This is a genomic window from Hydrogenophaga intermedia (assembly GCF_000723405.1).
GTDB lineage: Bacteria > Pseudomonadota > Gammaproteobacteria > Burkholderiales > Burkholderiaceae_C > Hydrogenophaga > Hydrogenophaga intermedia.
In genome coordinates this window covers 189,221-211,680 of record NZ_CCAE010000001.1, presented here as the reverse complement: position 1 = coordinate 211,680, position 22,460 = coordinate 189,221, and the positions used below count along the sequence as shown (strand labels likewise).

Below are 22,460 nucleotides of genomic sequence, written 5' to 3'. Positions count from 1 at the left end.
CATGCGCGGGGGCCTCAGGCCGTCGGGTAGGTGCCCGGCAGCAGGATGGACTTGTCCACGTTCTCGATCTTCGTGTGGCCGCAGAAGGCCATGGTCAGGTCGAGTTCCTTGTGGATGATCTCCAACGCCTTGCTCACGCCTTCCTCGCCCATCGCGCCCAGGCCATAGAGCATGGCGCGGCCGATGTAGCAGCCGCGCGCGCCCAGGGCGCGGGCCTTGAGCACGTCCTGCCCGCTGCGCACGCCGCCGTCCATGTGCACCTCGATCTGCGAACCCACCTCGGACACGATCGCGGGCAGCGCCTCGATGCTGCTCTGCGCACCGTCGAGCTGGCGCCCGCCATGGTTGCTCACGATCAGCGCATCGGCACCGGTCTGCACGGCCAGGCGCGCGTCGTCCACGTCCTGGATGCCCTTGAGGATGAGCTTGCCGCCCCAGCGCTTCTTGATCCACTCCACGTCGCCCCAGTTGAGCGAGGGGTCGAACTGCTGCGAGGTCCAGGCACCCAGGTTCGCCATGTCCTTCACGCCCTGCACGTGGCCCACGATGTTGCCGAACTGGCGCCGCTTGGTGGCCAGCATGCCCAGGGCCCAGCGCGGCTTGCTGGCAATGTTGAGGATGTTGGGCAGGGTCAGGCGCGGCGGCGCGGTCAGGCCGTTCTTCAGGTCCTTGTGGCGCTGCCCGATGATCTGCAGGTCCAGCGTGAGCACCAGGGCGCCGCAGTTGGCGGCCTTGGCGCGGTCGATCAGGCGCTCGATGAAGGCGCGGTCCTTCATCACGTAGAGCTGGAACCAGAAGCCTTCGCCCGCGTGCTGCGCCACGTCCTCGATGGAGCAGATGCTCATGGTGGACAGCGTGAAGGGGATGCCGAACTTGCGCGCCGCGCGCGCCGCGAGGATCTCGCCGTCGGCGTGCTGCATGCCGGTGAGGCCGGTGGGCGCGATGGCCAGCGGCATGGCCGCGTCCACGCCCACCAGCGTGGTGCGCGTGCTGCGGTTCTCCATGTTCACCGCCACGCGCTGGCGCAGCTTGATCTTCTGGAAATCGGCCTCGTTGGCGCGGTAGGAGCCCTCGGTCCAGGAGCCGGAGTCGGCGTAGTCGTAGAACATGCGCGGCACGCGCTTTTGCGCCAGCACGCGCAGGTCTTCGATGTTGGTGATCACGGTCATGGACGGGGTCTCCTCGTTGTGTGTGTCGGCTCGGCGTGGCGGCGATGGTAGCGAGCCGGCCCACCGGCCGCGCGTGAAAGCGCGCTGGCGCGGATTGAAACATTTTCAGAAGGGCGGGGCCGGGGAACCGGGCGGATACTGCGCGGTCTGATGTCCATGCGCCGAATCACCCCTCCCGCCCTGCTGCTGGCCGCCGCCGCGCTGGCGCCGTTGTGCGCCGCAGCAGCCGAGATCTGGCGCTGGGTGGACCGCGACGGCTACACCCACTACACCCAGGCGGTGGACATCCCCGAGCGTTACCGCGCCACGGCCGTGCCGGCCGATGCGCCGCTGCCGCCGGGTGTGCCCGCCTGCGAGGTGGCCTGGCACCGGTACGCGGCCAGCCAGGCCTGTTTCGACGCCTACCGCGTGGTGGGCGGCGGCCTCAAGCCCGAGGCATTCCAGCGCTGCAAGGAATTGCCCGAGCCCCCGCCCTGCCGCTGAGGCGGCGGGCAGGGCCGGCCTTACTGCGCCGTGATCTTCTGCTCGCGGATGACCTTGCCCCAGGCGGCGGATTCGCGCACGACGTCGGCGGCCAGCGGACCGGCCGGCATGTAAGCCGGCACGGCGCCCTGGTGCGCGGTGGCCTGCGCCAGGTCCGGCGCCTCCATGACCTTGCGCAGGGCGTCGCTGAGTTGCTCGACGATGGGCGCGGGTGTGCCGGCGGGCGCCAGCACATACAGGCGCGGCACGGCCGAGAAGCCCGGCAGCGCATCCGACAGCGGCGCGATGTCCTCGCCGCCCTGCAGCTTCACCGGGTTCATCACCGCCAGCGCACGCAGCTTGCCCGCGCGCGCCTGGGCGATGGCCGAGGCCGCACTCACCACGCCGATCGGCACCTGGCCGCTCATCACGTCCGGCACGATCTGCGCCGCGCCGCGGTAGGGGATGTGCAGCACGTACGAGCCGGTCTGGCCCTTGAGCATCTCGAAGCCCAGGTGGTGCACCGTGCCTACACCCGAGGTGGCGTAGGAGTAGCGGCCGGGGTTCTTCTTGAGCAGCGCGATGAACTCGGCTGGTGTCTTCGCGGGGAAGTCGTTGCCGGTCACGATGACCAGTGGCAGCGTGAACAGGCCGGCCACCGGGGTGAAGGCCTTGACTGGGTCGAAACTCATCTGCGGCTTCAGGTACTGGGCGATCAGCAGCGAGCTGTCGCCCAGCATCAGCGTGTAGCCGTCGGGCGCGGCGCGCGCCACGGTGTCGCCGGCGATCAGTCCGGCCGCGCCGGTGCGGTTGTCCACCACCACCTGCTGGCCCAGCAGCTCGGACAGGCGCGGCGCAACCAGGCGCGCCACCGCGTCCACGCCGCCGCCAGCGGAGTAGCCCACCACCAGGCGGATCGGGCGCGTGGGCCAGTTCTGCGCCGAGGCACTGGTGGCCACGCCGGTGGTGGCGAAAGCGGCCAGCAGCGCGGCGACCAGAGCGCGGCGGCTGGAAGAGGATGGGCGGGTCGTGTCGTGCATGTCTTGTCTCCTGTGTTGGTCGTGGGAAATGCGGTCAGGCCTTGCCGGCGCCGCGCGAGCCGGGCCGTCGCGCGAGTTCGGCCAGTCGCTCAGGGTTGGGCCTGAAGCCCAGGCCCGGTGCCTCGGGCAGGCGCAGCACACCGCGCTCGGGCTTGGGCAGGTCGTCGAACACCAGTTCGCAGCACTGCACCGCCACCGAGTGGTATTCGACCAGCGAGCCATTGGCCAGGCCTGCGTGCAGGTGCATGTTGTGGTGCGGCCAGGCGCCGCCGTTTGCGAAGCGCGTGTTGAACGCGGCGGCCATGCCGGCGATGCGCCCGCACTGGGTGAAGCCGCCGCTGATGCAGGCGTTGGGCTGCACCACGTCCACGGCCTGCGCCACCAGCAGGTCGCGGAAACGCGTGGCCAGGCCTTCGTTCTGGCCGGCGGCCAGGGGAATCGATGTCTTGGCGCGCAGCTTCTGCAGGTTGGGGATGTCGTTGTGCGTCACCGGCTCCTCGAAGAAGCTGATGTCGAAGGGCTCCACCTGCTTCGCCAGCTTGAGCGCGTGGAAGTAGTCCAGGCTGCAGTTGGCGTCGATGTAGATCTGCACGTCCGGGCCCACGGCCTCGCGCACGGCGCGGATGCGTTGCACGTCCTCGGCGATCACCACATCCAGCGGGCGCGGCTCGTCGCGCCGCGCCAGGGCGTGGTGGCCCACGGTCATCTTCAGCCGCGTGAAGCCGCGCGACACCCAGGCCTTGGCGGCGGCGGCGAGTTCGTCGCGGTCGAAAAAGGCGAAGCCGAAGGTGGCGTACACCGGCACCTCGTCGCGCGCGCCGCCCAGCAGACGCCAGCAAGGCTCACCCAGGGCCTGGCCCTTGATGTCCCACAGCGCCAGATCGATGGCCGCGATGGCGTGGCTGGCGTAGCCCGACTGGCCGCGCGGCGTGAGCAGCCAGTACAGGCGCTCCCAGATCTGCTCGTGGCGCAGCGGGTCCAGCCCCACCAGGTGGTGGGCCGCGATGTCGTTGACGATGCTGCCGATCACCTCTTCCTCGGTGATGGCGGTCATGCCGGTGCCGACGAGGCCGGTGTCGGTCTCGATGGACACGAGGCAGACGGACAGGCTGGTGGTCTTGCTGCCACGGGCGGCCTGCACGGTGACGGGCAGGTTCAACGGCGTGGCCCAGACGCGGGCGATCTTCATCTTGTCTCCTGCGCCGCGCGTGGATGGCGGCGTGTGCGTTGTGGGGTTCGCGGGCAGTGTAGGAAGGGCCTCCCGCGCGCGGCAATGGCCTGCGCGGAAGGCGGCTTTCGCGTTTGGCGAAAGCGGGTCAGCGCGTCAGGGCGCGCACCAGCGTGGCCGCGGCTGGCGCCAGTGGGGCGTCGGTGCGCGTGGCAATGCTGTGCGTGCGCCGCGCCCAGGCGTCGCTCAAGGGCACGGCCGCCAGCGGCAGGTGCGCCAGTTGCGGCGCGATGGCCTCCAGCGGTAGCACGCCCACGCCCAGGCCGGCGGCCACCATGCGGCAGACGGCGTCGAAGCCGCGCATGCGCATGCGCACGTTGAGCGGGCGGCCCGCGTCGGTGGCCGAGGCCAGCAGGCGGTTGGACAGCGCGGTGCCGTCGCTCAGCGTGATGAAGGGCTCGTCCAGCGCGTCGGCCAGGCGCAGCTTCTTGCGGCCCGCGAGGCGGTGCGAAGCCGGCGCGAGCAGCACCAGCGTGTCACTGAAAAAGGGCGTGAAGGCCAGGCCCGCCGGAGGCACCGGCAGGTCGACCACGCCGAAATCGGCACGCCCCTCGATCAGCGCCAGCGGGATCTCGGGGCTGCCGCGCTCCTCGATGTCGACGCGGATCAGCGGGTGGCTGGAGAGGAAGCGCTGCAGCCGCTGAGGCAGCACCTCCAGCAGAGCGGAGGTGTTGGCCAGCACGCGCACCTGGCCTTGCAGGCCCTGGCTGTAGCCCTGCAGGTGCTGGGCCAGGCGGTCGGCGTCGGTCAGCAGCGCGCGGCTGCGCTGCACCAGCATCTGGCCGGCCGGCGTGAGCTGCACGCCGCGCGAGGAGCGCTCGAAGATGCGGAAACCCAGTGCATCTTCCAGCGTGGTGATGCGCGAACTGGCCGCGGCCACCGCCAGGTGCAGGCGTTCGCTGGCGGCGCTGATGGAGCCCAGGTCGGCGGCGGCGATCACCACGCGCAGCGTGCCGAGGTCGATGGGCTCGTGCATGCGGCGGTGGCCTGCCCGGGTCTCAGCCCAGGCGGGCGCGGTGACGGGCGATCTGCTCGCGCACCTGGGCCGGCGCCGTGCCGCCCAGGGTGTTGCGCGCCGAGAGCGAGCCGCGCAGGCTCAGCACCTCGTACACGTCCTTCTCGATGCCGGGGTGAAAGCCCTGCAGCACGGTGAGCGGCAGTTCGGACAGGTCGCAGTTGTGCGAGGTGGCGGCCTTCACCGCGTGCGCCACGGTCTCGTGCGCGTCGCGGAAGGGCAGGCCTTTCTTCACCAGGTAGTCGGCCAGGTCGGTGGCGGTGGCGTAGCCCTTGTTGGCGGCGGCTTCCATCGCCTGCGGGTTCACGGTGAGGCCGCCTTCCTTGGCGCCCGTGGCCGGGTTCAACTGGCCGCCCACCATCTCCGCAAAGATGCGCAGCGTGTCGGTGAGCGTGTCCACCGTATCGAACAGCGGCTCCTTGTCTTCCTGGTTGTCCTTGTTGTAGGCCAGGGGCTGGCCCTTCATCAGGGTGATGAGGCCCATGAGGTGGCCCACCACGCGCCCCGTCTTGCCGCGCGCGAGTTCCGGCACGTCGGGGTTCTTCTTCTGCGGCATGATGGACGAGCCGGTGGTGAAGCGGTCGGCGATCTTCACGAAGCCGAAGTTCTGGCTCATCCACAGGATCAGCTCCTCGCTGAAGCGGCTGATGTGCACCATGCACAGCGAGGCGGCGGCGGTGAATTCGATCGCGAAGTCGCGGTCGCTCACGCCGTCCAGGCTGTTCTGGCAGACCACGGGGGCGCCGTTCTCGTCGACCATGCCCAGTGTCCTGGCCACGCGTTCGCGGTCCAGTGGGTAGGTGGTGCCGGCCAGGGCCGCGCTGCCCAGCGGCAGGCGGTTGGTGCGGCGGCGCACGTCGGCGAAACGCTCGGCGTCGCGCGAGAACATCTCCACGTAGGCCAACAGGTGGTGCGCGAAGCTCACCGGCTGCGCCACCTGCAGGTGCGTGAAGCCGGGCAGGATCACGTCCACGTTCTTCTCGGCCACCTCCACCAGCGCGCGTTGCAGTTCGTTCAGCAATCCGTGGATGAGGTCGATCTCGCCGCGCAGCCACAGGCGCACATCGGTGGCGACCTGGTCGTTGCGGCTGCGGCCGGTGTGCAGGCGTTTGCCGGCGTCGCCCACCAGTTGGGTCAGGCGCGCCTCGATGTTGAGGTGCACGTCTTCCAGGTCGAGCTTCCACTCGAACGCGCCACTCTCGATCTCCTGGGTGATCTGCGCCATGCCGCGCTGGATATCCGCGTGGTCCGACTGGGCGATGATGCCTTGCGCCGCGAGCATCTCGGCGTGTGCGAGACTGCCCTGGATGTCGGCCTGCCACAGTCGCTTGTCGAAGAAAACACTCGCGGTGTATCGCTTGACCAACTCGCTCATCGGCTCCGAGAATAGGGCGGACCAGGCTTCGGATTTCTTGTCGAGTTGGTTGGATGACATGGTGTTGTCAGCGGCTGGACGGGGGAGTGTGAGAGCGCCTGGGCAACCAAGCGCGGGCCTGGGCGGCCGACCGATCGGAAAACGGCATCGCTTCCCATGAAAGATTCGCGGATTTTATCGACCTTCCAGGAGTTGCCCCACGCAGCCGGGGCACGCCCGCTCACCGAGATGCCCGAGTACGTGCGGGCCCGCGTGCAGGTGTTCGACACCTGCCAGGTCGGCGTGGTGCTGCGCGCGGTGCTGTTTGTGCAGGCCGTCGTGGCCGTGGCGGCGCTGTTCACGGCCAGCAGTTTCGCCAGCTGGGGCGCATCGCTGGCCATCTACACCGGCGCGGCCTTGCCCGCCGTGCTGGCCTGGCTGCTGGCCATCTGCGCGCTCAAGCGCCAGCTCGGGCGCATGCCCACGCAATGGCAATGGACGGTGGCCGTTGCGCTCGGGGCCGTGGCGGGCCTGTACGGCTGCGCGCTGGTGGTTTGGCTGGGCATCCTCACGCACAACCTGTGGTTCGCCTCGGCCGCGGCGGGTGCCCTGGTGGCGGCGGTGCTGGTGGCCGGGCTGGTGTGGCGCGCCAAAGCGCGCATGCCAGCGGGCACCACGGCCCGGCTGGCCGAGTTGCAGGCGCGCATCCGCCCGCACTTCCTGTTCAACACGCTCAACAGCGCCATTGCCCTGGTGCGCGAGGAGCCGGCGAAGGCCGAAAGCCTGCTGGAAGACCTGAGTGAACTGTTTCGCCACGCGCTGGCCGACCCGAAGGAGGCGGTGCCCCTTTGGCAGGAGCTTGAGCTTGCCGAGCACTACCTGGCCATCGAGCAGGTGCGTTTCGGCGACCGCCTGCAGGTGGAATGGGCGATCGACGAGGCGGCCTCCAAGGCCCGCCTGCCCCCCCTGATCCTGCAGCCGCTGGTGGAGAATGCGGTGAAGCACGGCGTGGAGCCAAGCCCCACCGGCGCGACGGTGCGCATCAGCACGCAGCGCCGGGGCGGGGTGGTGGTGATCAAGGTGACCAACACCGTGCCGGCGGGCAGCGGCAAGCGGGGCAACGGGCTGGCGCTGGACAACGTGCGGCAGAGGCTGACCTTGTTGCATGATGTGCAGGGGCGCTTCCAGAGTGCGCTGGTCAACGGCGTGTTTCAGGTCCGTCTCGAAATCCCGGTATAAGCGCGGCATGGCAAAGACCGATCACGGAGAACAAACATGGCACTGAAGGTTCTGATCGTTGACGATGAAGCCTTGGCGCGTTCGCGCATGCGCACCCTGCTGAGCGAATGCACCGAACCGCGCACCGACGTGGTGGGCGAAGCGGGCAACGCGGTGCAGGCGATGGACATGATCCAGCGCACCCACTGCGAGCTGGTGCTGCTGGATGTGCACATGCCGGGGGTGGATGGCATCACCCTGGCCAATACCCTGCGGCAGATGTCTGCGCCGCCTTCGATCGTGTTCGTGACGGCCTACCCGGAGCACGCGGTGAGCGCGTTCGAGGTGGAGGCGGTGGACTACCTGACCAAGCCGGTGCGGCGCGAGCGGCTGCAGCAGGCGCTGCAGAAGGTGGTGAAGGTGCGCGCGGGGAAGGAAGGCGGTGGCGATTCGGGCCCGCCCGAGGCACTGATCATCCAGGAGCGTGGGCGAAGCGAGCGCGTGGCGCTGTCGGACATCATTTACCTGAAGGCCGAGCTCAAGTACATCACGGTGCGCACGGCGGAGAAGGAGCACATCTACGACGGCGCGTTGAGCGACCTGGAGACGCGCTATTCGCACCTGTTCGTGCGGGTGCATCGCAATGCGTTGGTGTCGCGTCGGGCAGTGCGGGCGGTGGAGAAGCACAGCGACCCCGTCGAGGGGGAAGGCTGGACGGTGCGGCTCGATGGGGTGGAGGAGCGGCTGGCTGTTTCTCGTCGGCAACTGGCGGCGGTGCGTGAAGCGCTGATGGGCTGACGCTTTTCTTTTGTTGGGTTTTCTCCGGCTGGTGCGGTCGTCGGTGACCGGGTGTCCGGCTCCGCGACTGTCCCCCGGATCGGAGCGCTGACGCGCTCCGATCCTCCGCCTTTATGTCGCTACGCCGGACACCCGATCACCGACGACCTCGTTGGCACTCGGTCTGTTGGCGCGCCCAGGTGCCTGTTGCTCGGGGACGCTGGGTGCACTGCGTAGCGACATAAAGGAGGAGGACCGGGCGCAGCCCGGTCCGGGGGACAGTCGCGGAGCAGTGCACCCAGTGGCCCCGAGCAACCGCGAGGTGCAGGCCTGAAGCCCGCAGGTAAGCAAGAACTCAGATCTCCGCTGCCTCGACCAGAAACCGCACCCGCCGCTGCCCCTGCCACTCGTCCAGTTCCAGCCGGAACGCGATCTTCACCCGCTCCGGCAGTGGCTCGGTGTGCCCGAACCAGATGCCGTCCACCGCATCCCCCTGGTGCTGCAATTTGAGCGCCAGGTGCTTCTCGCCCACGATGCGCTGGCTCACCACCCGCACCTCCTCGCAGAACACCGGTGGCGCAAAGCCCTGGCCCCAGACGTGCGACTGCAGCACGTCCACCAGGTCGGGTCGCCGGTACTGCCGGTCCAACACGCCATCGGCCTCCAGGCGGCGCTGCAGCGTGGCAGCGTCCAGCCACTCGTGCGCCACCTGCTGCAAGGCCTGCTCGAAGGTGTCCAGGTGCTCCTCGTCGATGGTGCAGCCCGCCGCCATGGCGTGGCCGCCGAAGCGCAGCAGCACGCCCGGGTGGCGCTTGGCCACCAGGTCCAGCGCGTCGCGCAGGTGAAAACCCGGGATGGAGCGGCCCGAGCCCTTGAGTTCGTGCTCCTTGCCCGGTGCCGCGCTGGCGGCGAAGACGAAGGTGGGCCGGTGCAGCTTGTCCTTCAGACGCGAGGCCACGATGCCGACCACGCCCTCGTGGAAGTCGGGGTCGAACAGCACCATGGCGGGCGGCGGTTCTTCGCCCTCGTCGAACATGGCCTCTGCCAGTTCCAGCGCCTGCTCGCGCATCTCGCCCTCGATGACCTTGCGCTCGCGGTTGATGCCATCGAGCGTGCGCGCCAACTCGTCGGCGCGCGCAGGGTCGTCGGTGAGCAGGCATTCGATGCCCAGCGTCATGTCGGCCAGCCGGCCCGCCGCGTTCAGGCGCGGGCCCAGGGCGAAGCCGAAGTCGAAACCGCTGGCGGCCTCCACGCGCCGGCCCGCGGCCCCGAACAGGGCGGCCATGCCGGCCGGCAAGGCGCCCGCGCGCACGCGCTTCAGGCCCTGCGCGACGAGGCGCCGGTTGTTGCCGTCGAGCTTCACCACGTCGGCTACGGTGCCGAGAGCCACGAGGGGCAGTAGCGCGTCGATGCGCGGCTGGTTCTTCGCATCGAACACACCACGCTCGCGCAGCTCCGCGCGCAGCGCCAGCAGCACGTAGAACATCACGCCCACGCCGGCGATGCTCTTGCTCTCGAACGCGCAGCCGGGCTGGTTGGGGTTGACGATGACGCAGTCGGCCGGCAGTTGCGGGCCGGGCAGGTGGTGGTCGGTGACGATGACGCGCAGGCCCAGCTCGTGTGCCGTGCGCACGCCTTCGACGCTGGCGATGCCGTTGTCCACGGTGATCAGCACGTCGGCGCCGCTGTCCTTGACGCGCCGCGCGATGGCGGGCGTGAGGCCGTAGCCGTCGACGACGCGGTCGGGCACGAGGTAGCCCACGCTGTCGAAGCCCAGCGGCGCGCCGAGCAGCTTGAGGCCGCGCACGCCCACGGCGCAGGCGGTGGCGCCGTCGCAGTCGTAGTCGGCCACGATGCAGATGCGCTGCTTCGCGGCCATGGCGTCGGCCAGTTGCCGCGCGGCCTCGCGCGCGCCGGTCATGGTGTCGGGCGGCAGCAGGCGCCCGAGCGCGTCGTCGAGTTCGTCGCTGGTGGTGACGCCGCGCGCGGCGAACAGGCGCGCCAGCAGCGGGTGCAGGCCGGCCTGTTCGAGCGCCCAGGCGGCGCGCGGGGGGACGTCGCGGGTGATGATTTTCATAGGGTCTTGAGCAGGTCTTGGGCGCTGGCGCGCGGGCGCAGCCCGAGCGCGCGAGCGAGGCGTTGCGCGAGGCCGGGGCGCTCGGTCACGAGCGTGGCCGCCGCGCGTTCGCCGCAGAGGGTGAGGGCCAGGGGCTCGCCGCGGCGGGCGCTTTCGAGCAGCGGCGTGAAGAGGGATTGGTCGAGCGCGGTGAAGGCGCGGCGCCAGCCCTCGGCGTCGCCCGCGAGGGCGGGCGCTCGCAGGCGGTCGTCCACGGTGGGCGGCGGACGCAGCCGAAGCGCGTCGTCCACCGCGCCGGGCGCGCTGAGCCACACGCCGTTGATGGGCAGGCGCCGCGCGGCCTCTCGCGCGTCGTTGACGCCGTGGGTGTAGAACAGCATCTGCGCCTCGCTCTGCAAGCGCTGCAGCCAGCGCGCCTGCTCGCCGCGCGGCAGCCAGGTGGCCAGCGACCGGCCGCTCACGCGGTCCAGGCTCGCGCAGGCCAGGGCGCCGAGGCGCTCGCCGCGCGCCAGCCAGCGCGTGGGGCTATCGAAGCATAGGTCGACGCCGTCCTCCGTGCACAGCGGAGCCAGGGCGTCGAACAGGGCGCGCGATTCGGCCTCGTCGAGTCCGCCGGCTTGTTCGGCGGTCTGCAGCGTCACCTGGCCCGTGCCTACCTGCAGGTGCACGGGGTGCACCCAGGCCTGCGGCGTGTGGGGGGTGACGCTGGCCAGAGCGGCCCAGGGCAGGGCGCCGTCGCGCACTGGCAGGCCCTGGGCGCGGGCCAGCGCGCGCTCGTGCGGCGGGCTCAGGCTCAGGCCGTCGTCGGCGTCGCGCTCGATCTCGCGCAGTTGCGCCAGCAGCGCGTCGAGCGCAGGCAGGGCGGGGGGATCCACGCCCTCGTGGGGGGTGGCAAAGGGAACCAGCCAGTGGTGCGCGGGATCCAGGACCAAGGGCTCGTCGGGCATGTCGCGATTGTCGGGGATGCCACAATGCCCGCCGATCACCCATGCAAACCCCCTACGAACTCCTGCTGGGCTGGCGCTACACGCGCGCCGGCCGCGCCACACGGCGCAACGGCTTCATCTCCTTCATCTCCGGCGTGTCCATGCTGGGCATCGCGCTGGGCGTGGCCGCGCTGATCATCGTGCTGTCCGTCATGAACGGCTTCCAGAAGGAGGTGCGCGACCGCATGCTCGGTGTGCTCTCGCACATCGAGGTGTTCGAGGCCGGCGGCCAAGCCATCCCCGACCTGCCCAAGGTGCTGTCGACCATCGAGGCGCGGCCCGAAGTGCTGGGCGCCGCGCCCTTCGTGGGTGCGCAGGCGCTCATTGCGCGCGGCGAGGACATGAAGGGCGTGCTGGTGCGCGGCATCGACCCGGCGCTCGAGCCCAAGGTGACCGACCTCGCCGCCGACCTGTCCGACACCGTGCTGCCGCGCCTGAAGGCGGGCGAATTCGGCATCGTGCTGGGCGGCGAACTGGCGCGCGGTCTGGGTGTGGTCGCGGGCGACACCGTCACGCTGATCGCGCCGAGCGGGCAGGTCACGCCGGCCGGCGTGGTGCCGCGCGTGCGCAGCATGACGGTGGTGGGTACCTTCGATTCGGGCCACTACGAATACGACTCGGCCCTGGCCATGCTGCACCAGGACGACGCCGCGCGCATCTTTCGTGTGGAAGGTCCCACCGGCGTGCGCGTGAAGATCCGCGATCTGCACGCCGCGCGCGAGGTGGCCGTGAAGATGGCGGCCGACCTGCCGCCGGGCCTGCTGGTGCGCGACTGGACGCGCCAGAACCGCACCTGGTTCGCGGCCGTGCAGCTCGAGAAACGCATGATGTTCATCATCCTCACGCTGATCGTGGCGGTGGCCGCATTCAACCTGGTGTCCACGCTGGTGATGACGGTGACCGACAAGCGTGCCGACATCGCCATCCTGCGCACCCTGGGCGCCAGCCCGCGCAGCATCATGGGCATCTTCGTGGTGCAGGGGGCGGCGGTGGGCGTCATCGGCACCGGCCTGGGCCTGCTGCTGGGCCTTGGGGTGGCCTTCAACATCGACACGATCGTGCCCGCGCTGGAGCGCCTGCTGGGCGCGAGCTTCCTGCCGCAGGACATCTACCTCATCAGCCGCATGCCCAGCGACCCGCAACAGGGTGACATCGTGCCGGTGGCGGTGATCTCGCTGGTGCTGGCCTTCCTGGCCACGCTGTACCCTAGCTGGCGCGCCAGCCGCGTCAATCCCGCGGAGGCGCTGCGATATGAATAGAACCCCCACGCTCCGCCGCTGCGCGGGTCGCTGCCCCCCGAGGGGGTGCGTTTCGCCTTGGGGCGGCCCGGCGGCGAAACAACCATGACCGATACCGTTCTTTGCGCCCGTGGTTTGACCAAGCGCTTCATCGAAGGCCGGCTCGACGTGAGCGTGCTCCAGGGCGTGGACCTGGAGGTGCGCGCGGGTGAGACAGTGGCCATCGTCGGCGCCTCGGGTTCCGGCAAGAGCACGCTGCTGCATCTGCTGGGCGGGCTGGACGCGCCCAGCGGCGGCACGGTCGCGTTGAAGGGGCAGCAGCTGTCGGCCCTGGGCGCCGCGCGCCAGGGTGAGCTGCGCAACCAGCACCTGGGTTTCGTCTACCAGTTCCACCACCTGCTGCCCGAGTTCAGCGCGCGCGACAACGTGGCCATGCCGCTGTGGATCCGTCGGCAGCCGCGCGCCGAGGCGGCCGAGCGGGCAAGCGAGACCCTGGCGCGCGTGGGCCTGTCCAGCCGGCTCGCGCACCGCCCGGCCGAGCTCTCCGGCGGCGAGCGCCAGCGCGTGGCCATCGCGCGCGCCCTGGTCACGCAGCCGGCCTGCGTGCTGGCCGACGAGCCCACGGGCAACCTGGACCGCGCCACCGCCGACGGCGTGTTCGAACTGATGATGGCCCTGGCCCGCGACCAGGGCACGGCCTTCGTGGTGGTGACGCACGACGAGGGCCTGGCGGCGCGCTGCGGCCGTGTCTTGCGCCTGAATGCCGGTCGACTGGGCTGAACCTCAGGGCTTGGTTCGGACGAAGCGCAAGGGCTTGTCCATGCCTTCGACGCTCAGCGTGAGCGTCGAACCCTGCACCTGCACGCGCTGCGCCTTCTGCAGCGCGGCCATGTAGCGGTTCTCCTGCTCGCCCACGGCGCCCACGCAAGCCATGCGCGTCATGCCCATCTGCCCGAAGGCGATGCGGTCCTGCACCAGGGTGTAGCTGCCGAAGAAGCGGTTGCATGAGCCGTTGCCGGCCACGCGGCCCGCTTCGGGAAAGGCCAGCGTGGCGGGCACGCGGTCGAGCACGCCCGCGCCACCCAGGTCTTCCAGCCGCCACTCGGTGCCCACCAGCGAGGGCGCGCCGCCGGGGCCGGGGGGCATGGCGCAGGCACTCAGGCCGGCGAACAAGGGCAGGGCGAGCGTGGCGATCCAGCGGGGTGTCATGGCGGTCCTCCTTGGTGGCTTGGGTGTTGCGGTCACAATGCCAGCCCGAGCTTATACGCGCAACCGATACGCGCCACGATGTCAGCCCTGTGGATCGACACGCACGCCCACCTCGATGCGGCCGAGTTCGCCGCCGAAGAGGTGGCCGCCTGGCGCATGCAGGCGCGCCAGCGCGGCGTCGCGCGCTGCGTGATCCCCGCTGTGGCGCGTTCCAACTGGGACACGGTGCGCGAACTCGCGCACCGGCTCGACGACGCCTACGCCCTGGGCATCCACCCGATGTGCGTGCCGACCGCCCACGACACCGACCTGGACGCGCTGGACGACGCCCTGCACACGCACCGCGACGACCCGCGCCTGGTGGCCGTGGGCGAGATCGGGCTCGACTTCTTCGTGCCCGAACTCACCGAACCCGCGATGCGCGAGCGCCAGACGCGCTTCTACCGCGCGCAACTGCGGCTGGCGCGCCGCCACGGCCTGCCGGTGATCCTGCACGTGCGGCGCAGCGCCGACGCACTGCTCAAGGGGCTGCGTGAGTTGCCGGTGGACGGCGGCATCGGCCACGCCTTCAACGGCAGCCTGGAGCAGGCGCAGACCTTCGTCGAGCGCGGCTTCGCACTGGGCTTCGGTGGCGCGTCCACCTTCGACACGGCGCGGCAGATTCGCCGGCTGGCGAGCGAACTGCCGGTCGAAGCGCTGGTGCTGGAGACCGACGCGCCCGACATCCCGCCGCAGTGGCTCTACGCGACGGCGGCCGAGCGTGCGGCGGGCCGGCCGCAGGGCGTGAACCACCCGCGCGAGCTGCCGCGCATCGGCGAGGTGATCGCCGGCTTGCGCGGCGTGGCGCCGGACGAACTTGCAAGGGCCACGAGCGACAACGCGCGCCGCGTGCTGCCGCGCCTGGCGGCCCTGGCATGACGCGGCTCTTCGGTCTGCCCCCCATCGCCGACGTGAACACGCGGCTGGTGGTGCTGGGCAGCTTCCCCGGCGTGGCCTCGCTGCGCGCGCGGCAGTACTACGGGCACCCGCAGAACGCCTTCTGGAAGATCCTGGGCGCTTTGTGGAACGTGCCGCTGGCGCAGGCCGGTTACGACGAGCGCGTGGCGGCCGTGCTGGCCCGTGGGCTGGGCATCTGGGACGTCTACGCGAGCTGCGAGCGCGAAGGCAGCCTGGACACCGCCATCCGCGACGCCGAGCTCAACGACTTCGCGCACCTGCGCCAGCGGTGCCCCGCGCTGCGCGCCATCGCCCACAACGGCGGCGAGAGCTTCCGCCACGCGCGGCTCACGGGCGCTTTCGGCCTGCCCGTGCACCGGCTGCCGTCGACGAGCCCGGCGAACGCGAGCTGGTCATTCGAGCGCAAGCTCGAGGCCTGGGGAGACTTGCTGCGGGCGTATGGCGTGGCGTGACCACGCCCAATCAAAAAGGAGACCACCATGCCCCCGATTTCCATCCTCGTCTTCGACATCTTCGGCACCGTCGTCGACTGGCACGGCAGCATCGTGCGCGAGGTGCAGGCCGTTTACCCGCAGGTGGACGCCGACGCCTTCGCGCGCGCCTGGCGCGAGCGCTACCAACCCGCCATGCAGCGTGTGCGCAGCGGCGAAATCGGCTGGACGCGGCTCGACGAACTGCACCGGGGCATGCTGGAAGACATCCTGCCGCGCTTCGGGCTGGAGCATCTGGACGAAGCCGAGCGCGCCCACCTCAACCGCGTGTGGCACCGGCTGAACCCCTGGCCCGACAGCGTGGCCGGGCTCGCGCGGCTCAAGTCGCGCTTCACCATTTGCTCGCTGTCCAACGGCAACATCGGCCTGCTCACCAACATGGCCAAGCGCGGTGGCCTGCCCTGGGATTGCGTGCTCTCCGCCGAGGTGTTCCACGCCTACAAGCCCGACCCGCGTGTCTACCTCGGCGCGGCCGGGGTATTCGACGTGTCACCGGCGGAGGTGATGATGGTGGCCGCGCATCAGGACGACCTGGCCGCCGCGCGCGACTGCGGCCTGGCGACGGCCTACATCGAGCGCCCGATGGAGTTCGGCGCCGCACACATCAAGGACGTGTCGCCCGATCCGGCGAACACCTACCACGCGCGCGACCTGCTGGACCTGGCGAATCAGCTTGGCTGTTGAGCGCCGGCCTCAGCGCACCTCGACACGCGCCGTCGCGGCCTCGGCCAGGGCCTTGCCGGGGTCGAGGTTGTCGAGCATCTCCAGCCTGAGGTTGTAGGCGCCCGCGGGTGGCGCCAGCCACACCTCCGTCTGCCCGTCCCGGAAGTCCATCACCGCCGGGGCGCCACCCGCCACGGGCGCCACGGTCAGCTTGAAGTGACCGGTCTCGGGGATCTTCTGCGTCACCTGCGCCACGTTCAACAGCGAGGCGTGGAAGCGCACCAGGAAGGGCGGGCGCTGGCTGTTGCTTTGCACCACGTCGATCGCGAGGCCCTTCTTCTGCAGTGTGGCCGGGTCGGTGGCGTTCTTGCGTGTGACGGTGATCTTCGTCGGCTTGCTGAAGACGAAGTGCGGCAGGTGTTGCTGGTCGGCCAGCAGCATGCGCAGCGTGTACTCGCCGGGCTCCAGCGTGAGCACGGTCTCCATCTGGCCTTTGCCGAAGTGGATGTATTGCTCGTTGAAGGGCAGGGCCTGCTTGAAGTTGAGCGGCAGGTCGCGGTTGACCAGCAGGTGGTGGTGCCCGCTCTTGCCCTGGCCAGTCTGGGCGATGGGGGCCAGGCCCCAACCGCCCGAGAGGCCGAACTTGAGCACGTAGGGCGTCTCGATGCGGTCGCCATCCTTGAGGTTGGTGAAGTACGCCTCGGCCGACAGACGCGGCGGCGCGGCCTGCCAGGGGTGCAGCACGCGCGCGGGTTCGGGCGTGCCCACCGCGGGGGTGGCCTGGGTCGGCGCGGCGTGGTTGTGCGCACCGGGGCCGTGTGCGGCCTGCGCCATCGCGGCGCTGGTGCCCAGGGCGGCCATCAGGGCGACGCCGGAGCGAAGAAAGGGGGCGGGGCTCTGGCGCATGGTCGGTCGATACCAGTAGGGAGTAGTCCCTAAGTTTACGGGCCGTGCGTTGCAACCGCTTTACGCCTGGGGCGCCGCATCCTCTCCTTGTGGTGCCGGCGCCGCAACCTCGCGGCGCGCATCGCGGTCCTTCCAGCGCGCCACCCAGGCACCCTGGGTGCGCAGTGGGCCCCAGGCGGCGATGGCCCGGTCGCTGCCACACGACAGTCGCGTGAACACGCGCTGCGCCGGCCAATGGGGTTTGAGGGGCTGGCCCTCGAAGGCCGCGAGCAGGTTGTGCGCGAGCGCGGCGCCAGCGCGCGCCGAGGCCGTGGCGGCTTCGGGATAGGCGTGGTCGTCGCGGCGCGCGGCGTGGCCGGCGGCGAACACGTTCGGGTGGCTCAGGCTCTGCTGGAAGCGATTGACGAGCACCTGCCCGCCCTCGGCAAGTGCCAGCGGCGTGTCGCGCAGCCACACCGGGGCCTGCGCGACACCGGCCACCAGGGGCACGTCGCAGCGCAGCAGCGCGCCGTTGGCCAGGCGCACGCCGTCGACCGTGAGGCCCGTGCAGGGTTCGTTGAGCACGTGGATGCGCTGGCGCTTGAGCTCGCGCCGCACGCGCGAGGCCACGGCGGGGGGCAAGTCACCGGCCAGCACACCGCCGTCGGTGAGCAGGGTGAGGATGGTGCCGGCATGGCCCTCGGCTCGCAGACGCTGCGCGGCGGCGAAGACCAGTTCGATGGCGGCCGCGCCCGCGCCGATGACGGCGACCGACAGCGGCCGTTTGTGTGCCAGCGACACCACGCGCGGCCACAGGCCCAGGAAGGCCTCGGTGGGGTAGCGCGGCAGCGCCAGGTCGCGCGCGCCGGGCAGGCGCTGCTCCAGCGCCTCGCGGTCGGTGGTGGCGGCGGTGTCCAGCGAGAGCAGGTCGAAGGGCAGGTCGATGGGCGCTCCGCCGTCGGCCGGCGCGGCGCGCACGAGGCGGCCCTCCACGTCCAGCGCGGCGCACCGGCCGCCAACCCAGCGCGCGTGGGCCAGGGTGAGCAGGCCCGACAAGCCCACGCGGCAGGAGTCGGCCGTGTACCTGCCCGCGACCACGGCGGGCACCAGGGGTTCGTGCACGGGTGCGGGGGGTGGGGCCAGCAGGGTGACCTGCAGGTCGGCGGGGTGGTGCCGCGTCAGGCGGGCCAGCACCTCTCGGTGGGCCGGGCCTGCGCCGATGAGGACAAGTCGGGTGATGCCGCTGCGCATGGGCCGCGATGGTACGGCCCCGCACGCATGGCCTCAGGAACGCAGGCGACCGCCCAGCCAGTGGTCCAGCGACCAGCGCCCCGGCCCGAACAGCGCCAGCGCGGCCAGCAGCGCGCCCCAGGTGAGGTGTTGCTGAAACGCCGCCGGTGCGATCTCGCTCAGGCTCAGCACGGCCACCACGTTGACCACCGACAGGCCGAGCGCCGAGAAGCGCCCGGCCAGCCCCAGCACCAGCAGCACCGGCAGGGCCAGCTCGCCCACCGTGCCCATGACGGCGGCCATGGCGGGCGGCAGCAGGGGCACGTGGTATTCCTCGGTGAACAACAACAGGGTGGTGTCCCAGTCGCGGATTTTGGTGAGGCCCGAGAGGAAGAACACCTGCGCGATATAGAGCCGCGCGAGCAGCGCGCCCAGGGGTTGGGCGGCGTCGAGCAGGCGGTCGATGGGCTGCCACCAGGTGGCGATGCGGTGGATCAATGGCTGGGTGGACATGGCGGTTCTCCTTCGTTGTCGATTGCGTCGGGGGTAGGCGCCACGCCCGCGAACAGGCCGCTGCGCACGGCGTCGCCGAGCCAGGCGAGGGCATCGATCGGGGTGTGGTCCAGCGCCTGGCCAAGCGTGTGACCGTCCAGCAACGCGGCCTCGAAGCCGGCGATCGTGTCGTCGATGGGTGTGAGCCGCAGGGCCGGGCCCTGGCGCCACACGCGCACGTTTTCGGCGACACCGGCGGCCAGGCGCCGGGCCACGGTGGCGAAGTCGGGTTCGCCGTGCAGGTGGGCGTCGAGCACGCTGAGCACCGGCCAGGGGCTGCGCACGATCGCCGTGCCGGGGGCCAGCCTCAGGAGCAGGCGTTCGGGGGGCTCGCGCTCGAGCCAGGCGAAGCTCGCGGCGTCGGGAGTGGTGTCGGCGGCGCGTGAGGCCAGATGCAAGGCCCACTCGAGCCGGGCCACGTCGCTCAGGTAGGGCAGGCTGTCCAGGTCGCTCTGTGCGGCGACGAAGCCGGCCAGCGCCGCGCCCCATTCGGACAGGTCACCGCGCTCGGGTGGGCGGTGGTGCCACAGCGCGCGCGCGAGCGCCTGGAAGGCCTCTTCGCCGAGCAGCGCCGCGACCACGGGGTAGGCGGCGAGCAGCGCGCGCTCGGCGTGCGCGTGCGCGTTGGCGCGGTAGGCGCCGAGCCCCGGGCCGTGCCAGGGCGCCTCGGGCCCGGGCGGGTGCGCCTGCAGCAGGGCGTCGAGCAGTTCGTGCTGCCGCTGCGCGAGCGAGGTGTTCATGCGGCCGGCTCCATGGCCGGCGCGCGCAGGGCGTCGCGGCCCAGGCGCCGTGCCGAAGCGGCCTCGTCCAGCAGCACGTCCAGCGCGGGGATGTCGGTGTCCCATTCGATCAGCGTGGGCACCGCGCCGAAGCGCGCGACGGCGTGGCGGTACGCCTGCCACACCAGGGCGTGTACGCGGCTGCCGTGGTCGTCGATCACGAGGTCGCCGCGGTCGTGGTGGCCCGCCAGGTGGAGCTCGCTCACGCAGTCGGGCGGGATCGCATCAAGCCAGCGGTGCACGGCGGGCAAGGGGGCGTCGATGCGGGCGGCGCGCTGGTCATTGAGTGCGTTGACGACGAGGTTGTTGACGTCCACCAGCAACTGGCAGCCCGTGCGCTGGCTCAGGGCCACGAGGAAATCGACCTCGCCCATGTCGGCCTCGGGCCAGGCGAGGTAGGCCGAGAGGTTCTCGACCGCGATGGTCCGGCGCAGGCGGTCCTGCACGCGCTGCACGTTCGCGCACAACACGTCCAGCGCCTCACGGGTGAAGGGCAGGGGAAGCAGGTCGGCCGCGTGCACGGCACGGGCTTGCCAGGTGCCGCGCGCGAAGCTCGCGTGTTCGCTGACGAAGCGGGGCTCGGTGTCAGCGACGAGCGTGGCCAGGCGGTCCAGGTGCCAGGGGTCGATGCCATCAGCGGAGCCCAGCGACAGGCCCACGCCGTGCAGGCTCAGGCCGTAGGACTCGCGGGCCTTGAGCAAAGGCGCGCGCGTGGCGGCGTTGGGCGCGAAGAAGTTCTCCGCGTGCACCTCGATGAAGTCGAGCGCGGGCCGCTGTTCGAGCAGAGCACGCTGGTGCGGCGCGCGCCAGCCGATGCCCACCTCGGGCGCGTCGGCGTCGTTTGTCGGGGGGGCTGGCATGGCGCGTGCTCGGCTGGCAATCAGCTCTTCATCGTGGCCTTCTTGGCATCGTCGGCCGACAGGCCGCCCATCTGCTTGCAGGTGCCCGCGGGCACGTACTTCCAGTCGCCCTTGTCCATGTCCATCTTGGCCTGGCCCGCGCAGGAATGCGTGCCGGCGAGGTTGGCGCAGTCGTTCTGCCCGGCCTTGGCGATGCCGTAGCACTTCTCCTTGCCGCTGTTCTGCGCCAGCGCGGGCGTGGACAGCAGCGCGAGCGACATCAGCGAGCCGGCGGCGGCGGCCAGGAATTGGCGTTGGTTCATGGGATGACTCCTCAAACCCAGTGCCCACCGTGCGATGGCCCGGTGCAAGCGCTCTGGTGGGCTTGTGTCGTGGTCAGACGCGGGTTCTTACACCGCCTGTCGCTGCACGGTCTTCGCCATTCACTACACTCGCGCGCCATGTCGTCCCCAACGTTCGAGCAGGAAGTCGCCGAGTCGCGCGCTTACCTCATGAAGTTCGCGCGCTTGCAACTGCGCAACGAATCATGGGCGGAGGACGCGGTGTCCGAGACCGTGCTGGCGGCGATTGCGAAGCCGCAGGCCTTCGAGCGCCGCGCGCAATTGCGGACCTGGCTCGTCGGCATCCTCAAGCACAAGATCGTCGATGCGCTGCGCCAGCACGGTCGCGAAGTGACGCTGAGCCAGGGCGAGGACGACGAGGCCGACCCGCTGGATTACCTGCCCTTCAAGGCCGACGGCCACTTCGCCGAGCGGCCGGCCGATTGGGGCAACCCCGAGCAGGATCTGGACAATCGCCAGTTCATGCGCATCCTGGAGGCCTGCACCGAGAAGCTGCCGCCCGTGCAGGGGCGCCTGTTCCTGATGCGTGAGTGGCTGGAGATGGGCAGTGAGGAGATCTGTAAGGAGCTGTCGCTGACGCCGACCAACCTGTACGTCCAGTTGCACCGGGCCCGCCTGCGCTTGCGCGAATGCCTGGAACTCAACTGGTTCGCCCGCCGAGACGCCGCATGAAGCCCATCTACCCGCTGCGCCGCACCTGCAAAGAAGTCACCGCGCTCATCATCGCGCGCGAGGACCGTGAGCTGCCGCGCCTGGAGCGCTGGGCCTTGCGCCTGCACATGGCGATGTGCCAGGCCTGCCCCACGTTCGAACGGCAGGTGCTCACCATGCGCCAGGCCATGGGCCGCTGGCGCCACTACAGCGAGGAAGACGCTAGCTGAGCAGGGCCTGCGCGTACTCGCGCGCGTCGAATGTCTCGAGGTCTTCGAGCTTCTCGCCCACGCCGATGAAGTACACCGGCACGGGCCGCTCGCGCGCGATGGCGCAGAGCACGCCCCCTTTGGCCGTGCCGTCAAGCTTGGTGATGATGAGACCCGTGAGCTGCAGGGCCTCGTCGAAGGCCTTGACCTGCGTGAGCGCGTTCTGGCCAGTGTTGCCGTCGATGACCAGCAGCACCTCGTGCGGCGCGGAGGCGTCCGCCTTGTTCACCACGCGGCGGATCTTGCGCAGCTCTTCCATCAGGTGCAATTGCGTGGGCAGGCGGCCGGCGGTGTCCACCAGCACCACGTCCTTGCCGCGCGCCTTGCCGGCGCTCACGGCGTCGAAGCACACGGCGGCCGGGTCGCCGCCTTCCTGCGTCACGATGTCCACCGTGTTCCGGTCGGCCCATACGGCCAACTGTTCGCGCGCGGCCGCGCGGAAGGTGTCGGCGGCGGCCAGCAGCACGCTGGCGCCATCGTCGGCCAGGTGGCGCGTGAGCTTGCCGATGGACGTGGTCTTGCCCGCGCCGTTGACGCCGGCGACCATGATGACGGTGGGCTTGTGCTCGCCGATGACGAGCGGCTTCTGCAAGGGTTTCAGCAGATCGGCGATGGCGTCGGCCAGCAAGGCCTTCACGGCGGCCGGCTCGGTGGCCTTGGCCTCCTTCACGCGGCGGCGCAGGTCGGTCAGCAGGTGCTGCGTGGCCGATACGCCGCTGTCGGCCATGAGCAGGGCGGCCTCGAGCTCTTCGTACAGGTCCTCGTCGATGCGCGTGCCGGTGAACACCGTGGCAATGCCGCTGCCGGTGCGGCGCAGTCCGCTCTTCAGGCGGTTCAGCCAGCTCTCGCGGGGAGCGGCTGGCGCGGGTCGTGCAGCGCTCGTCGGTGGGTGCTCCGGTGCCGGTGCCGGCGCCGCAACAGGCTCGACGGCCGGGGGGGCATCGGGCGTGACCACCGGTGCCTCAGGGGCGGGCGCGGGATTTTTTTTGCGAAAGAACGAGAACATTTG

At 70.6% G+C, this 22,460-nt stretch carries 25 protein-coding genes; 10 read left to right on the top strand and 15 right to left on the bottom strand.

The genetic code is table 11. The features are described 5' to 3' along the window. Positions 1 to 14 precede the first annotated feature (14 nt). A complete protein-coding gene (locus tag BN948_RS01075; protein WP_009517408.1) occupies positions 15 to 1,169 on the bottom strand; it encodes an alpha-hydroxy acid oxidase in 1,155 nt (384 codons plus the stop codon). A gap of 150 nt (positions 1,170 to 1,319) precedes the next feature. Between BN948_RS01075 and BN948_RS01070 the strand changes: the two genes are divergently transcribed. Then, entirely contained in the window at positions 1,320 to 1,652 is a 333-nt protein-coding gene (locus BN948_RS01070; protein ID WP_035620014.1) for a DUF4124 domain-containing protein, read from the top strand. 20 nt (positions 1,653 to 1,672) lie between these two features. Here the strand turns inward: BN948_RS01070 and BN948_RS01065 are convergent, their stop codons facing one another. The 4 genes from BN948_RS01065 to argH all read right to left on the bottom strand — a co-directional run bounded on the left by BN948_RS01065 (position 1,673) and on the right by argH (position 6,349). Further along, a complete protein-coding gene (locus BN948_RS01065) occupies positions 1,673 to 2,671 on the bottom strand; it encodes a Bug family tripartite tricarboxylate transporter substrate binding protein (RefSeq protein ID WP_009517410.1) in 999 nt (332 codons plus the stop codon). 34 nt (positions 2,672 to 2,705) lie between these two features. Continuing rightward, entirely contained in the window at positions 2,706 to 3,860 is a 1,155-nt protein-coding gene (locus BN948_RS01060) for a mandelate racemase/muconate lactonizing enzyme family protein (RefSeq protein WP_009517413.1), read from the bottom strand. Between the two features lie 127 nt (positions 3,861 to 3,987). After that, positions 3,988 to 4,875, bottom strand: coding sequence for a LysR substrate-binding domain-containing protein (locus BN948_RS01055; RefSeq protein WP_009517414.1), 888 nt, complete (start codon positions 4,873 to 4,875; stop codon positions 3,988 to 3,990). A gap of 22 nt (positions 4,876 to 4,897) precedes the next feature. Further along, entirely contained in the window at positions 4,898 to 6,349 is a 1,452-nt protein-coding gene (argH, locus tag BN948_RS01050) for an argininosuccinate lyase (protein ID WP_009517415.1), read from the bottom strand. Between the two features lie 96 nt (positions 6,350 to 6,445). On the opposite strand from argH, the gene BN948_RS01045 reads away from it, so the two are divergent. After that, complete coding sequence (locus BN948_RS01045) at positions 6,446 to 7,507, top strand: sensor histidine kinase (RefSeq protein WP_035620010.1); 1,062 nt, start codon at positions 6,446 to 6,448, stop codon at positions 7,505 to 7,507. A 36-nt stretch (positions 7,508 to 7,543) separates the two neighbouring features. Further along, complete coding sequence (locus tag BN948_RS01040; RefSeq protein WP_009517417.1) at positions 7,544 to 8,284, top strand: LytR/AlgR family response regulator transcription factor; 741 nt, start codon at positions 7,544 to 7,546, stop codon at positions 8,282 to 8,284. 334 nt (positions 8,285 to 8,618) lie between these two features. Here the strand turns inward: BN948_RS01040 and recJ are convergent, their stop codons facing one another. Together recJ and BN948_RS01030 are read right to left on the bottom strand one after the other, a co-directional pair. Further along, positions 8,619 to 10,340, bottom strand: a complete 1,722-nt coding sequence (gene recJ / locus BN948_RS01035) for a single-stranded-DNA-specific exonuclease RecJ (RefSeq protein WP_009519878.1) — start codon at positions 10,338 to 10,340, stop codon at positions 8,619 to 8,621. Beyond that, on the bottom strand, positions 10,337 to 11,287 hold the full coding sequence (locus BN948_RS01030; protein ID WP_009519879.1) for a hypothetical protein: 951 nt from the start codon (positions 11,285 to 11,287) through the stop codon (positions 10,337 to 10,339). The genes recJ and BN948_RS01030 overlap by 4 nt, the downstream gene beginning before the upstream one ends. A 41-nt stretch (positions 11,288 to 11,328) precedes the next feature. On the opposite strand from BN948_RS01030, the gene BN948_RS01025 reads away from it, so the two are divergent. Together BN948_RS01025 and lolD are read left to right on the top strand one after the other, a co-directional pair. Continuing rightward, positions 11,329 to 12,585 carry a lipoprotein-releasing ABC transporter permease subunit gene (locus BN948_RS01025; protein ID WP_009519880.1) on the top strand — a complete coding sequence of 419 codons (1,257 nt, stop codon included), beginning with the start codon at positions 11,329 to 11,331 and terminating at the stop codon, positions 12,583 to 12,585. An 84-nt stretch (positions 12,586 to 12,669) separates the two neighbouring features. Beyond that, positions 12,670 to 13,344 carry a lipoprotein-releasing ABC transporter ATP-binding protein LolD gene (lolD, locus tag BN948_RS01020; RefSeq protein WP_009519881.1) on the top strand — a complete coding sequence of 225 codons (675 nt, stop codon included), beginning with the start codon at positions 12,670 to 12,672 and terminating at the stop codon, positions 13,342 to 13,344. A gap of 3 nt (positions 13,345 to 13,347) precedes the next feature. Here lolD and BN948_RS25435 read toward each other — a convergent pair whose 3' ends face one another. Further along, positions 13,348 to 13,773, bottom strand: a complete 426-nt coding sequence (locus tag BN948_RS25435; RefSeq protein WP_009519882.1) for an META domain-containing protein — start codon at positions 13,771 to 13,773, stop codon at positions 13,348 to 13,350. A gap of 78 nt (positions 13,774 to 13,851) precedes the next feature. Between BN948_RS25435 and BN948_RS01010 the strand changes: the two genes are divergently transcribed. Genes BN948_RS01010 through BN948_RS01000 form a run of 3 tightly spaced genes read left to right on the top strand, consistent with a single transcriptional unit; the run spans position 13,852 to position 15,905 of the window. Next, positions 13,852 to 14,691 (top strand): TatD family hydrolase, encoded by an 840-nt coding sequence (locus BN948_RS01010; RefSeq protein WP_009519883.1) that lies wholly within the window; start codon positions 13,852 to 13,854, stop codon positions 14,689 to 14,691. Further along, positions 14,688 to 15,182: a DNA-deoxyinosine glycosylase gene (locus BN948_RS01005; RefSeq protein WP_009519884.1), complete on the top strand. Its 495-nt coding sequence runs from the start codon at positions 14,688 to 14,690 to the stop codon at positions 15,180 to 15,182. Before BN948_RS01010 ends, BN948_RS01005 begins: the two co-directional genes overlap by 4 nt. A 27-nt stretch (positions 15,183 to 15,209) precedes the next feature. Further along, the gene (locus tag BN948_RS01000; RefSeq protein WP_009519885.1) at positions 15,210 to 15,905 is read left to right on the top strand and encodes a haloacid dehalogenase type II; all 696 of its coding nucleotides are present in this window, start codon (positions 15,210 to 15,212) and stop codon (positions 15,903 to 15,905) included. 9 nt (positions 15,906 to 15,914) lie between these two features. Here BN948_RS01000 and BN948_RS25430 read toward each other — a convergent pair whose 3' ends face one another. Genes BN948_RS25430 through BN948_RS00970 form a run of 6 tightly spaced genes read right to left on the bottom strand, consistent with a single transcriptional unit; the run spans position 15,915 to position 20,492 of the window. After that, complete coding sequence (locus tag BN948_RS25430) at positions 15,915 to 16,790, bottom strand: DUF4399 domain-containing protein (protein ID WP_009519886.1); 876 nt, start codon at positions 16,788 to 16,790, stop codon at positions 15,915 to 15,917. A gap of 60 nt (positions 16,791 to 16,850) precedes the next feature. Then, on the bottom strand, positions 16,851 to 18,020 hold the full coding sequence (locus BN948_RS00990; RefSeq protein WP_009519887.1) for an NAD(P)/FAD-dependent oxidoreductase: 1,170 nt from the start codon (positions 18,018 to 18,020) through the stop codon (positions 16,851 to 16,853). Positions 18,021 to 18,053: 33 nt separating this feature from the next. Continuing rightward, positions 18,054 to 18,512 (bottom strand): DoxX family protein, encoded by a 459-nt coding sequence (locus BN948_RS00985; protein ID WP_009519888.1) that lies wholly within the window; start codon positions 18,510 to 18,512, stop codon positions 18,054 to 18,056. Next, on the bottom strand, positions 18,494 to 19,291 hold the full coding sequence (locus BN948_RS25425) for an HvfC/BufC N-terminal domain-containing protein (RefSeq protein WP_009519889.1): 798 nt from the start codon (positions 19,289 to 19,291) through the stop codon (positions 18,494 to 18,496). The genes BN948_RS00985 and BN948_RS25425 overlap by 19 nt, the downstream gene beginning before the upstream one ends. Then, positions 19,288 to 20,190 carry an MbnB/TglH/ChrH family RiPP precursor modification enzyme gene (locus BN948_RS00975; protein ID WP_009519890.1) on the bottom strand — a complete coding sequence of 301 codons (903 nt, stop codon included), beginning with the start codon at positions 20,188 to 20,190 and terminating at the stop codon, positions 19,288 to 19,290. The genes BN948_RS25425 and BN948_RS00975 overlap by 4 nt, the downstream gene beginning before the upstream one ends. 20 nt (positions 20,191 to 20,210) lie before the next feature. Next, positions 20,211 to 20,492 (bottom strand): BufA1 family periplasmic bufferin-type metallophore, encoded by a 282-nt coding sequence (locus BN948_RS00970; protein ID WP_009519891.1) that lies wholly within the window; start codon positions 20,490 to 20,492, stop codon positions 20,211 to 20,213. Between the two features lie 138 nt (positions 20,493 to 20,630). Between BN948_RS00970 and BN948_RS00965 the strand changes: the two genes are divergently transcribed. Both BN948_RS00965 and BN948_RS00960 read left to right on the top strand, forming a co-directional pair. Further along, positions 20,631 to 21,203 carry a sigma-70 family RNA polymerase sigma factor gene (locus BN948_RS00965; RefSeq protein WP_009519892.1) on the top strand — a complete coding sequence of 191 codons (573 nt, stop codon included), beginning with the start codon at positions 20,631 to 20,633 and terminating at the stop codon, positions 21,201 to 21,203. Further along, on the top strand, positions 21,200 to 21,412 hold the full coding sequence (locus BN948_RS00960) for a zf-HC2 domain-containing protein (RefSeq protein ID WP_009519893.1): 213 nt from the start codon (positions 21,200 to 21,202) through the stop codon (positions 21,410 to 21,412). The genes BN948_RS00965 and BN948_RS00960 overlap by 4 nt, the downstream gene beginning before the upstream one ends. Here the strand turns inward: BN948_RS00960 and ftsY are convergent. After that, on the bottom strand, positions 21,405 to 22,457 hold the full coding sequence (gene ftsY / locus BN948_RS00955) for a signal recognition particle-docking protein FtsY (RefSeq protein ID WP_009519894.1): 1,053 nt from the start codon (positions 22,455 to 22,457) through the stop codon (positions 21,405 to 21,407). The genes BN948_RS00960 and ftsY overlap by 8 nt on opposite strands. Between the last annotated feature and the right edge of the window lie 3 nt (positions 22,458 to 22,460).